Consider the following 11,628-nt stretch of genomic DNA (forward strand, 5'->3'; position numbering starts at 1 on the left):
ATCGCATCAACCGCTATCTTTACCATTGATGTTATAATTCTTCTACTTTAAGATATTTTTTACCTTTGTAGTAGCCGCATTTCGGACAAACAATATGCGGCAGTTTGGGCTCTTTACAATTCGGGCAAAGCCCGACATTCACGGGTGCAGCCTTATAATGAGTTCTTCTTTTATCCCTTTTTGATTGAGATGTTTTTCGTTTTGGAACCGCCATGGTTATCTCCTTGAAATGCTAAAAAAGATTTTAATTTTTCACCCAAAGGTGTATCCGGTGTCTTATCACAACTGCATGTTTCATTATTCCTGTTTTTCCCGCACGTATCACAAAGCCCCTGACATTCTTCCCTGCACAAAGGTTTCATGGGTATATTCAACAACACCTCTTCATATACGAGAGGATTCAAATCTATTTCATCGTTTTCAAAATAATATACATCAAGGTCTTCGCCTTGTAATTCAAGTTCGTCCGCTTCCTCGAAATGACTTTTCTGGGTAATCTCAATATCCAGATAAGTCCGGACAGGATATTGAAAATCATCCAGGCATCTGCCACACGACAGAGAGAGCTGGCATGTAACAGGTCCTGTTAATTGTATCCCGTCTTCAAATTTCTTTACCTGGAGCTCATATTCTATCGGGGAAAGAAATGTAAATTCCATGTCCTCAACGCTTTTATACTGTAATCCGTCAATTTCGCCTTTTAATACAACCCCGTCTTCTATTTCTGAAAACTTAATAACCGAAAACCCAATAACCATTGTTCCCCTTTTTTTAAGTCTGATAATATAATTGACTTACCCTTTTCTTGTCAAGGAAATTAACTGCTTGTAAACGTTACTACTTCCAGTGCAGGCAGTCATTAGCGCTCTGTATTCAGCGATCAGCTCATGGTTCATAGTTCACGGTTGATAAAAAATCGAAATGATTTCTAATGCACGATCCACGATGAAGGGTGAAGGGTGAAGGATACATTAATATTCTGTTAACAAATTGAATTTATTACACTTTCTTCAACCGGTATGGAAATGACCTTCCTCCTGTCCTTCTCTCCCCTTAAAATCTTTATCTCGGATTTTTTTACTTTGAAGATTTTGGAAAGATATTCGACAAGTTCTTCGTTCGCCTTCCCATCACGGGGTACTGAGGTAAGCTTTACCTTTAGCTCTGAGCCTTCGCGAATGATTTCCCTTTTCTTTGCATTCGGTATAACTTTGATTTCAATTATAATTTTTTATTCTCCCGCTTTTAATTTGAGAAGTCTGGTTCCAACAAATCTCCCTGTTTTATCAAAATCATACGCCACTGTTGCCGACCCTGCCACCTCGCAAGCACTGCACCCGTTCATCACCAAATGCTTCCAGACGAATCGCTGGCCATTGCGAGATGTGTTCTCCATTTTCACAAAATTACCTCTGAACCACAGCGTTGCCCGGGGGAATTCCTTAATGATCGACGGGTAAAGCGGATCTTTACTGATATCAATATTATTCAAATATTCCTGTTTGCCTGGCTGCACTATCCTCGGATCACCATTTACAAGAAGGGTAAACCCCATGGTATTTGCCATAAAAGGACAGCTTACTTCCGTTACATCGACTATGCCCATATTGCTAAAAGAAATCATAAAACAGAACGGATATTCTTCTTTCATTAACAATTGTGTTAATTCCAGGGCCTTGGGGGAAGCCCCGTATTCCTGCATTTTTTCGATGAGGCACTTTCCAAAGATGGGATAGATATTCTTTGCGCACTCTTCGCGCATTTGCATTATCTTTTCATCACCGGGTTTCCAGATAGACCCCGGTCCGATGCCGCTTAATTCCTGTGCCTGCGTAATGCTGCCGTTAATCATTACGAACGAAAAAACCATTAGACCAGAAAACAATGCCCAATGAGCCATGAACTTCCATATCCCTTCCGGGAGGATAACGTTAATTACCTTCATCTAAAAACCTCAGAAAAAAAAACGTTTATTGCCATTTTTAGTCTTTCGCAAGTAACGTTGCCGTCCATTTTGAAAGAACCTTCCTGTGCTGTAGTAAATGGCCTTCTGGTGAGATTTCAAGATAGACCCTCTCACCTCCATACACCCGGCACATACCTGCGTCCACGTCGATGAGCTTCAATCCATGCGCGGTTCTCACCCCGCTCTTTCCCGTTGGTGTATGACCAAATATCTGCGGTATTTCCCATGCCTCCACAGAGGGGCTTAAGGACGAGAAGTCGCACCAGAATATGCCGCCTACCGGATCATATCCTCCCCTGTCACGGCCCACATGGAAGATGGGATGCCGCTTTAGATCATCCTTCTCTACGGCCTCCCTGAAGATTCCGTTGATATGGTCCGATAGCAGAAAAAGATCAATACTGCTGGTCTTCAATTTCGGTTTTTCATCTTTAAGTTCATCCACAAGGATTTCTCTTATAGCCGATCTCAGACCGGCATGAGTATATAGTCTCTCACCGTCGGTATATGAAGCCCTCACATCGTCTCTTAGGATTTCCTCTTTCAGTTCATCCGCAAGGGACTCCGGATCGTTGAAATTTGTGAAATAGAAGTAGTGCTGAATAAGCATCAGTTCATGATTACCGCAAAGGCGCACGACCTCACCTTTGACGGCGGAGGCTTCTTTCTGAAGCTTTTTAAGCAAATCAACGGCTTCCCGGGAATAAGGGCCACGGTCTATCGCATCGCCAGTCTGTATCAAGATGTCATCGCCGCCACTCCAGTTGTCTTTGCCAGCAATCAGACCCGCGTTTCTTAGGATTTCTCTGAATCCCTCTAACTCCCCGTGTATATCTCCTACGACAATGCGCCTTTTCCGTGTCACGCCCGTTCCCAAAAGCCCATACCCCATTTGCTACAACAAAAATTCATAATTCCTTTTGCCGTGAATAATCCTTCTTATCTCAACCACATCATCACGGACAACATAAAACACAAGATAATTGCCTATGACCAAAATTTTGTATCCCAGCAACTCAAGCCTTCTATCCTTTGGTGTAACTCCCATAAAGGGAAATTTGCCAAGTCTGGATATAGAATCATCAAATTTTTGCAGCATATTGAGCGCCGATTCCGGGTTATCAAACCTTATGTACTCAATAATCCCCGTTAAGTCGTTTTGTGCAACAGGAAGATAAACAATCTTATATTTCTTACCCATTTACCTTCTCTTTGAGTTTTTTCATCATCCCGGCATGGGAAATTGTTTTAGCGCCCGAAGCGCTCTCTATTTCTGCTTCGCCCAATTTTTGATAAAGCTCAAGCAGTGACTTCTGTTTTTCATACATGGCAAGGCTCATAACTACAAGATCGCCCTGACCATTTTTTGTAATAAAAACAGGCTCGCCTTCTTTGTGGCAGATTTCCGAAATCATATTAAAATTATTTCTTAAATCCGAGATTGGCCTTATGATTGGCATATACTCACCTCCATATCATCTTAATGATTTAATTATATCATTGTGATGATATATAAACAATCTTAACTTTCTGTTCAATATGAATTTCTGTCCCTCCTGCCCGATTAAAACCGGCTATCAAAGGAATCAGCGGAACTTGTTACGGTCTTCTTTTAAAACTTCAAGTGTTCCTGGGGATCTTCTTTTTTAACCAGTCCCATGATCAAATCGACAAAGGTTTCTGCTGAACGGAGGGCATTCTCTGCCTCGGTATAAGAAAACGGTTACGTCAATTTCATAGGTGAACAGATTACGTTTTCTACGCATCCTGTCAAAGTGTTTAATAAGAGCACTATATTCATTACCAAGCACCTGACGCACAAACTCAACTGCCGTCTTATGCTGATAACCATCAGATGGCCTGAAACCTTTTAAAAGCATAAATGCCCTTCCTGCCCTCAACATAGCAAGATAAGCAACCGAGTATGCAATCCCTTCATCGATCTCCAAATTGGCTTTAGCAGTTTTCAGGTCTTTTGTGCTACGGATAAGGAGTCTTTCAACATCCGTTATAGATGTTTTCTGTTTTTGTCCCGCATTTCCTCCATAAAAAGCAAAGACCATTCTCAGGCAGGCCACACCACAAGTAGTGTTCTTTTCCTGTTTGAAATATGGGATTTTGAATTTCATTCTACGTTTAACTTTTTATGCTTTGCCAAACATACATCTCTTTCAGGACGGTATCCTCGCCAGAAGATATTTGCTTTTTTAGGAACGTCCCGCATTTCCTCCCTTTGTGATAGTTATTTTCATAAACCACGGCTTATGATTGCCGATACTCCTCCCACAAAGGCTTGAGAAAATGAATTCCGCGCCTGCCGTATGTATTGCAGATAGCCTCGGCGTCATCCCGGTTACCTTTTTCATAAATCCTGCGAACAATAACCTCTATATGCTCCTGCATGAAGGTAGGAGTGGTATTCTCCAGCAGCTTCAAGAAAATCTTGCCGATTCGCTTAATGCTGTCTTCGTCATCAAACTTGGTCAGATATTTGATGAAAGATACAGCATTATGATGGCGGTCAAGGTGAGGCACACAGAGGGTAAGCCACTTTTCTTTTTCGTCATCTATTTTGTCAAGGAGGACGGTTAACCCCGCCATCTGTCCCAAAAAAGAACCGTAAGTATCGCCCAAACGGGTTTTTACAAAATCCTGTTCATCAAACGTCCATGCCCAGAACTCCAAAATTCTCTTTTTTATCTCTTCTGGTGTTTCCTTCTCTACGCCATCTTCTTTCTTGATTGCTCTCCCTGTATGGGACGAGAAGAAACTAACTACCTTTAACCAGCGATCCCCTTGCCCTGCAAGATACATTTCTGAAAGCATTTTCCAAAACAGACTGCATTTCCCATCAGCGTTGTTTTCCTCCAGCCTTTCTCCGTAATACAGATAACCCAACGAGATATGTTCGACAAGTCTTTTGTCTATCCGTTCCTCAAACGGATTACTTTCTAAGGCATTAACGTAATTAGCCCTCATTAAAGAATAAACCTCAGGATAAACCCTCGCACCCGTTAAATAACCCTCCATAAACATCTGCCATTCAAAGTCATCCGGAGATTTTTGGGCAAATAGATCGATCTTTTCCTTGGCGTACCTCTCATCTAAATATTTCATTTGCGGCAGGTAGGACCCAAACCAGATATATGCTTCTATACCGATAGCAAAGAAAGGTTCGTATCCTTTCTGTCCCCAATGTTCTTGCCGCTTCTGTGTCACCCTGGCCTTTCTCAACGAGAAAGATATGTACGCCATAATCACTCGACCAAGCGTGGTATTCAGGGCATAGGTCAATGCATCACGCTGGGTATCAGGATGCTTTTCTCCCTTGAGTAAAGGCAGAACCAGTTCAAATATCTGCTCCGCTTTATCGAAATACCTGGGATCAAAGGCTCGTTGATCGTTCCGGCAGCCATCGGCAATTAGATCAACGATATCTTCGACAACCCGGATGTATTTCCCTCCACCACTGTCTTCACCTTGATCCTGAATTGTTTGTATAATTGTATCTTTACTCCGTCCCAGGTATTTGATGGAAAAATCGAGAAATCTTTCCCAGTCAATATCTTTGTCGTCATTCCATGCCTTTTCGAGTCCGCTGAACACCCGATGCAGATAAAAATCTCCTGTATTGAGGAATGCGTCTATTTCATCGGTGAATTTTGTTGGGTTTTCCTGCACTGCTGTCTGAAGTATACCGGCAAGCCCCTCTTTGTCGGGTTCGCCTTTGAAAGTACCCTGCCAGGAATCAACACCCTTAAAATCATTCAAATATTTTACCAGATCGGGAATAGGTCTTTGCAGAATATCCTCTTTAAAAACAGGGGATTTGTGATCAACTACCCCGCCTGTAAGGGATGAGCGTTCGACTTCGTAAGGCTCCCCGCCTTCTATTTCTGCCTTTTCTTTGGCCTTCTCGTACAAAACGGAAAAATCCGGATTTTCACGCAACGGAGACAACCACTTGTACTTCCAGTAAGCTGTAAGCTTTTCGCCTTTTTTAATATAGTATTCAGGGACATTGTTGATGAGCTCTATAAGCCGTTTTTTCAAGAGAGTACCGAAAGCAACGTTGTGATGATCAAGAACATCCTGCAATTCCACTTCAAAATCAGGCTCTTCCAATGCAGTAGGAATCAGATTGAAAAATTTATCCAGTAACTCAACATAATCAGCCCAGAATTTATCCACGCAAAGCAGAACAAAACGTCCGAAGATCGGGAACGGATATTTGTCGCTTAGGAACGCATTCAAAACCTGTTCGCCTTCGGCTCGACTTGCCCCGCACTTAGCAAGTAAAACATCGCGCAGGGCCGTGGTCAGGACTTCCTTGGCATTATCGCCATATTCCGGCCCTTCTGCTAATGAACCGCACCAGATGTGGGAATAATCGGAATGAAGACCGTCAAAAATATTTCCTATCTCTTTCTCGAAATCTTTGGCCTTCACCCATTCGATATTTTGAGAAAGATTTTTTCTAATTTCTTGCATGAAACCATTAATGGTAAATGCCTTGAAGGTGAATTGCTCCAGTTTAACCTGAGGTTCAGTATTGTAAAGATAAAAATCCCCAGACTCATCATCGGACGTCACTTCTTTGAGTTGATCCTCCGTAAACTGTGTTACAATACAATTATATTGGCCTTCTTCGAACTCTATTGCTCCGGCTTTTATTCCCTCCGCCAGGACTCTTGATACATCGATTCGATAAGCATCCCCACCAATTCTGATATTCGAATAATGACGCTTTTGTTCATATTTCAAGGCCTTTCTCAGCTGATCCGCAACAGCCAAAATAGCATTTACAGAGCATCTCTGACCGATCAGTTGATGGTTCTTGCGGAAAGTAGCACGCACCCAATAAGAATGCCACGCCAATACAGCGTCTTGCCGGCCGATAGAAATAGAGGGCTTATCTCCGGCCTTTATTCTTGTGATCGTGCCGATGATAGCTTCAGCATATTCAACACCGAAAGTGTCGTTCAGAAATTTCGGCAGAAGCTTTTCACCAATATCGCTGATAGCCAAGTCGTTGCCCATAGCGTGATCAGTCCACACTGAAAGCCATTCATTAAAGTTTTCCAGGCTTAAACTATCCCGGATAATACTGACCTGAATATTGTTTAAGATTTTTACACAGTACCACCAAATGTGATAGTTGTTGATTCGTTGCCTGCTTTGGGAGAAATGCACAATACTCTCAATTATATTTATCAGCTCCTTGCCGTATGGTGGATTCTGATCGACTTGCCCGGAGATGCGGTCCAGATAATCGAGAACATTCCAAAAAAAGGCATTCCCTGCTTGGTCATATGAAATCTTCTCTGGAAGGAAATAACCTTCTGCAGATAAATATTTGAACCACTGCAAGTTATGCACATTCTTAAAGAAATAGTTAGACAGTTCAATGTTTGTCTTTAATAGACCGATGGTATGCTCGGCAACGCCGTCGGTTATCTGAGGTTCATTAATTGCGCTGTCAAGTTGACTTATCTGTACATAAAATTGTTGTTCCATGTCAGACTCCTTCATCACCGAGGCATTTGCATTGCCATTTCCTCGCTGCCAACCTTTGTTCCGCCATAAATTGAATCAATCCATCCGCCCAAGATCTGGACAAAGTCATTTCTATGTCCAGATTGGATAACCTGTGTGGCATATTTATGAAAGCCGTTATCCATCGAGCGTACTCCCGTCTTGTCCAGGCAAAGCAACCCGGGCAGGCGGCTCAATCAAAGAGTTTATTTTCTTGAGAAAATGAAGGAATTCATCAAACCCTTCGTTTTCAATGCTGTATCGAACAACGGTAATCCCATAATGCTTGAGATCGTTTTCGACCACGTCATTGTCTGCCTTATTTCTTTCGCTTTCTTCCATCACAAAAATATATTGCCTACCAGACCCCTTGACCTTTGCAATTTGGTCTAAGATCTCCTTATCACTTAGGCTATATCCTATAAACAATACATCAAACCTTTGAAAAACCTCCTGGATAAAGTCTACAAATCGGGGATTCCGCTGGTAGTAATTGTCATACTCGTCTCTAGTTATGATCCACGATTGAGGATCAGTAACAATACCGTGTAAATATATCAAGCAAGGGACCGAAACCGGATTTGGCAGATTCATGTTTGTATGCGTAGGTGTAGATAGACATTTCTCGAGACTTCTGTCGAGGTTGGTTTGCAGAACTGCAGCCTTGTTTAAAAGCTTGCTGATTTCTATATATACATCCGCGTCCTTGACGTGACTATACTTGACTTCATCATGTAAACAACTTACTATCTTTTTCTGATAGTCTTCTTCCTGGTCAACGCTCTTAAATCGATCTCTGCAGTATGTTATTGCAGAAATCAGTTTTCCTTTCCTAACAGAATCTTCCAATGCTTGCTTAATGCTATAAGTAAGCTCTCCCTTGACAAAAATCTTTCTCTTACTCCAAACATAATCTATAAGATCTTGGACTAACTCACTCCATAAGGGAAATCCAAGAGTTTTGGGAATACCTGCTCCAATAAAAATGCAACATTCCTTTTTAACCAAATCCGCTATTCCCTGCATCGCTTCCATTTCAGTCATGTTCAGCTTAATCCCCGTAGTGCATTGTTTATTCTCTCCAGCGCAGCATCAAGATTGAAATTTTTGCGCTCGGCTGGAGTCAGCACTTCAAAAAGCTCCTCCTTAATACGTTCCTTCATATCCTTAATCTCTTTATTACCCCTCCCAAGATTGACCCTGTATCGGGCAAGGTCGGTATCTGCACCATCTTCTTCGAGCTTTTTCTGAAACAGTTTTAAAACTTCCGGCTCCGCAACCCTGAAACCGTTTCTGAGAACATAGTCAATATCATAAAAGTCACGAGGCGCGATAGTTTCCCGTGTAGCCGCTGCCCGAAGTTTTTCAGCAACAATCTCTTTAAGCGCCAGGCAGGATACCTCTCCGCCGTTAAAAAGCGGCTGGCCGGTAAAGGGGTGTAGGAACTTATGCTGAACCTTGTTTATTTCCGGCTCACAGATCGGGTTAAACCTAAGCCCGATCTCCACTTTGATCTTTGATTCCACTGGCAATACGATAGATTGATAAATAAAACAATAAACATACTGTCTTGATTCATTACGTCCGGGTTTTTCTGTATCATCAATTCTCATATCAAGATGCTCAGCAAATGCTTCGATATTCTCCTTTACCGCCTGAATACATTTTTTACGTGTTCCTCGTGTGACTGTATATTCGGGAAGACGCATACTGAAATCCAAATCTTCGCTCAACCGATAATAAGAAAAATAGACTTTATTCAAACAGGTGCCGCCTTTGAAAACCAGATCAGGGCTCAATTCGTGCAGACGTGACAGCATAAGGGTCAAGTAATAATCCTTTTCGACAAGAGGCAGTAAAAAGCCTGTTTGCATGGCAACCTGCTTCAGCGTCCTGACAAAATCATCTCTATTTTTGTGAAGCATCGACAATGGCCTTCCACGTTTTGTTCAGAGTGCCTTTTCGCGAACCAGTGAGGGAGCTTACGGCTGTTTCTTTGACGCTCTCTGTCAAGGGAACCAGGACAGACCTTTCAACGCCGAGACCCTCAAGGACAACCCCGATGCGTTTACGTACCGTTGCGTTGGGAAAAAGTGATGCATATTCGACCAATTTGTCTATGTTGCAGCCCTTTTGCCTGACTATCTTTTTTAAGATCTCAACCGCTGTTACAATGCCGCCAACCGGCTTGTTGAAATAGATGAGGTCAACAAGGGTTCTTTCTCTGGAGCTGACCATTACATCCGTATTGTCCACTTTTATCGCTTCTATTCCGTATATCCGGTCCTTTGAGATTTTCAGGAATTTGAATGAAGCGCCACAGATGGTACGGCCCCGAAAGAGGGACGTGTTGAGGACATAGACGGTCTGAAAAAGCTGATCGGTGAATCCATAGTAATTGAACATGGTAGAATATCCGATGTAATAGTCTTTTCGGGGAAAGAAAATTGGAGGAATCAGGAATTCATTAACCCGCAGGCCCGTAGGAATTGCCTCCAGCGGAGTAAAAATATAAAACCCCCGTTTAATCGTAGTAAGGATATTCTTTTGTTTTAGGTTATAAATTAACTGGTTGCGATATTTGAAATCAGGCGGCATAAAACCGTCGATGTCCGCTGAGGAAACAATGGTTTTCTTTTCATAGGTCAACCGGGCAACCAGTTCAGCCTCTTTAGGTCCTAAGCCTTTGAATGTAATTTTATTAGTCATAGATAACCCATTAGATTATTATCGAGTAAAAATATTACATTTACAAGCTTTATCTATCAATACAAAATGGACGGGGTATCGTCGTACCTCGGCTGTTTCTGCTTTATCACCCCGGGAAACAAGGGGACATCCTTTAAAAAGTAGGAAACTTTTTGACGTTCCTCTTGGAAAAGCAAAAGGGGCCTTGCAATGATACGTTTAGTCTTAATCCCCAACATCATTTTCTTGATTCTCCAACAATTTTAATTAATTTGCAAGCGAAAATACTATTACAGAATTACTTATTCCCCACATCGCATTTTGGGTTGCGGATTCTACCCCTTCCACGCAGGCTGAAGCCTGCGGCTACCTTTCACCTTTCACCATTCACTATTCCTTGCCTTTTCATATTTTCTGCCTTTTTAACTATTCACTATTCACTATCTACTATTCACTGCCTTCATCACCGTTTCCCACCTTCACAGCAAGCGTCTTGGTGGACAGGCGCCGATACGCCGTCTCGCCGGTTCGGTTCTTCTCGCCTGCTTACAACTGTGGTGGCTTTTTCTTCTCCGGCACAGGTTCCGGGGCAATCGGTATCCGCAGTTCCACTAAAGCACAGAAAACATGCAGTTCATCAAGAAGCGTTACAAGGTCAGGCTTTGTGTATTTTGCAATACCCATTTCAATGCGTGACTCTACGGATCGTAAGACGGCAACATGCTTCGTTATGGATGGTAGCTTTGTGACGCCCGTGTCAGGTTTGGGTTTCTTCCATGCCGTAAGCATCTTCTCCAGTGTGATGTAGGTTACCGGCGTGTGTGATGTAGGTTACCGGCGTCTTCATGACGGCCTCAAAAATCTTATCACGATCCGGACAATCGAGGTTAGCTGCGAAGAGATATCCCTGGGAAACGGGGAGATTTCCTGCCCGAATTGTTGCCTGAATCTCAGGAGGAAGCTTTAAAAGTGAAATCGTGCGAAGCATTGTCCGTGTTGACTTTCCGGAGATTTCAGCAGTTGTTGACAATGTGTCAACAACTCATTACCCCATCCACATCATAGTTTTTATCAGGGAGTTTTGCCTGAATAAATGCCAATATCCCTTTTGCCTGATCCATAGGGTTTAAGTCTTCTCTCTGGAGGTTCTCTGTCAGTTGAAGGGCTATAGTCTCACCTGATTCCTTACCTGCATCTATGACCCGCACCGGTACTAATTCAAGTTTGAGTTGCCGGGCTGCCTCCAGACGCCTCTCTCCACAGATGAGGGTATATGAGCCGTTATCCGGTCCCGTTACAAGGAGAGGCTCTAAGATACCTTTGTCTTTGATCGATTGCATGAGTGACTTGAACGAGTCTGTTTCAATATTGACGGCCTGTTGCCCAAACATACATACAACCAATAAGATTGGAATATGAGCAGGAAGAACTTTTCGCGA

General features: G+C 42.6%; 15 protein-coding genes. All 15 read right to left on the reverse strand.

What is annotated here, in order from left to right; translation table 11 throughout:
• Positions 1-31: 31 nt before the first annotated feature.
• Positions 32-214, reverse strand: a complete 183-nt coding sequence (gene rpmF, locus NTX75_04035) for a 50S ribosomal protein L32 (protein ID MCX5815398.1) — start codon at positions 212-214, stop codon at positions 32-34.
• Entirely contained in the window at positions 171-758 is a 588-nt protein-coding gene (locus tag NTX75_04040; protein MCX5815399.1) for a DUF177 domain-containing protein, read from the reverse strand. The genes rpmF and NTX75_04040 overlap by 44 nt, the downstream gene beginning before the upstream one ends.
• Positions 759-982: 224 nt before the next feature.
• Positions 983-1,216 carry a DUF167 domain-containing protein gene (locus NTX75_04045; protein MCX5815400.1) on the reverse strand — a complete coding sequence of 78 codons (234 nt, stop codon included), beginning with the start codon at positions 1,214-1,216 and terminating at the stop codon, positions 983-985.
• A 15-nt stretch (positions 1,217-1,231) separates the two neighbouring features.
• Complete coding sequence (locus NTX75_04050) at positions 1,232-1,945, reverse strand: hypothetical protein (GenBank protein ID MCX5815401.1); 714 nt, start codon at positions 1,943-1,945, stop codon at positions 1,232-1,234.
• Between the two features lie 37 nt (positions 1,946-1,982).
• Positions 1,983-2,843: a metallophosphoesterase gene (locus NTX75_04055; GenBank protein MCX5815402.1), complete on the reverse strand. Its 861-nt coding sequence runs from the start codon at positions 2,841-2,843 to the stop codon at positions 1,983-1,985.
• An 18-nt stretch (positions 2,844-2,861) separates the two neighbouring features.
• The gene (locus tag NTX75_04060; protein ID MCX5815403.1) at positions 2,862-3,167 is read right to left on the reverse strand and encodes a type II toxin-antitoxin system RelE/ParE family toxin; all 306 of its coding nucleotides are present in this window, start codon (positions 3,165-3,167) and stop codon (positions 2,862-2,864) included.
• Positions 3,160-3,426 carry a type II toxin-antitoxin system prevent-host-death family antitoxin gene (locus tag NTX75_04065; protein MCX5815404.1) on the reverse strand — a complete coding sequence of 89 codons (267 nt, stop codon included), beginning with the start codon at positions 3,424-3,426 and terminating at the stop codon, positions 3,160-3,162. Before NTX75_04065 ends, NTX75_04060 begins: the two co-directional genes overlap by 8 nt.
• Before the next feature lie 186 nt (positions 3,427-3,612).
• Entirely contained in the window at positions 3,613-4,095 is a 483-nt protein-coding gene (locus NTX75_04070; GenBank protein ID MCX5815405.1) for a hypothetical protein, read from the reverse strand.
• 133 nt (positions 4,096-4,228) lie between these two features.
• Positions 4,229-7,483, reverse strand: coding sequence for a hypothetical protein (locus NTX75_04075; protein ID MCX5815406.1), 3,255 nt, complete (start codon positions 7,481-7,483; stop codon positions 4,229-4,231).
• Between the two features lie 156 nt (positions 7,484-7,639).
• Entirely contained in the window at positions 7,640-8,545 is a 906-nt protein-coding gene (locus NTX75_04080) for an SIR2 family protein (protein MCX5815407.1), read from the reverse strand.
• A gap of 2 nt (positions 8,546-8,547) precedes the next feature.
• Positions 8,548-9,426: a nucleotidyl transferase AbiEii/AbiGii toxin family protein gene (locus NTX75_04085; protein MCX5815408.1), complete on the reverse strand. Its 879-nt coding sequence runs from the start codon at positions 9,424-9,426 to the stop codon at positions 8,548-8,550.
• Positions 9,410-10,210: a hypothetical protein gene (locus NTX75_04090; protein MCX5815409.1), complete on the reverse strand. Its 801-nt coding sequence runs from the start codon at positions 10,208-10,210 to the stop codon at positions 9,410-9,412. Before NTX75_04090 ends, NTX75_04085 begins: the two co-directional genes overlap by 17 nt.
• Positions 10,211-10,735: 525 nt before the next feature.
• Positions 10,736-10,978 carry a hypothetical protein gene (locus NTX75_04095; protein ID MCX5815410.1) on the reverse strand — a complete coding sequence of 81 codons (243 nt, stop codon included), beginning with the start codon at positions 10,976-10,978 and terminating at the stop codon, positions 10,736-10,738.
• Entirely contained in the window at positions 10,947-11,219 is a 273-nt protein-coding gene (locus tag NTX75_04100; GenBank protein MCX5815411.1) for a hypothetical protein, read from the reverse strand. Before NTX75_04100 ends, NTX75_04095 begins: the two co-directional genes overlap by 32 nt.
• A gap of 4 nt (positions 11,220-11,223) precedes the next feature.
• A partial coding sequence (locus tag NTX75_04105; protein MCX5815412.1) for a ParB/RepB/Spo0J family partition protein occupies positions 11,224-11,628 on the reverse strand: 405 nt, incomplete at its 5' end.

Source organism: Pseudomonadota bacterium (assembly GCA_026388315.1).
Taxonomy (GTDB): domain Bacteria; phylum Desulfobacterota; class Syntrophorhabdia; order Syntrophorhabdales; family Syntrophorhabdaceae; genus MWEV01.

Coding starts and splice junctions, on each gene's coding strand:
- rpmF (MCX5815398.1), bottom strand. CDS start 214: ATGGCGGTTCCAAAACGAAAAACATCTCAATCAAAAAGGGATAAAAGA.
- NTX75_04040 (MCX5815399.1), bottom strand. CDS start 758: ATGGTTATTGGGTTTTCGGTTATTAAGTTTTCAGAAATAGAAGACGGG.
- NTX75_04050 (MCX5815401.1), bottom strand. CDS start 1,945: ATGAAGGTAATTAACGTTATCCTCCCGGAAGGGATATGGAAGTTCATG.
- NTX75_04060 (MCX5815403.1), bottom strand. CDS start 3,167: ATGGGTAAGAAATATAAGATTGTTTATCTTCCTGTTGCACAAAACGAC.
- NTX75_04065 (MCX5815404.1), bottom strand. CDS start 3,426: ATGCCAATCATAAGGCCAATCTCGGATTTAAGAAATAATTTTAATATG.
- NTX75_04070 (MCX5815405.1), bottom strand. CDS start 4,095: ATGAAATTCAAAATCCCATATTTCAAACAGGAAAAGAACACTACTTGT.
- NTX75_04075 (MCX5815406.1), bottom strand. CDS start 7,483: ATGGAACAACAATTTTATGTACAGATAAGTCAACTTGACAGCGCAATT.
- NTX75_04080 (MCX5815407.1), bottom strand. CDS start 8,545: ATGACTGAAATGGAAGCGATGCAGGGAATAGCGGATTTGGTTAAAAAG.
- NTX75_04085 (MCX5815408.1), bottom strand. CDS start 9,426: ATGCTTCACAAAAATAGAGATGATTTTGTCAGGACGCTGAAGCAGGTT.
- NTX75_04090 (MCX5815409.1), bottom strand. CDS start 10,210: ATGACTAATAAAATTACATTCAAAGGCTTAGGACCTAAAGAGGCTGAA.
- NTX75_04095 (MCX5815410.1), bottom strand. CDS start 10,978: ATGCTTACGGCATGGAAGAAACCCAAACCTGACACGGGCGTCACAAAG.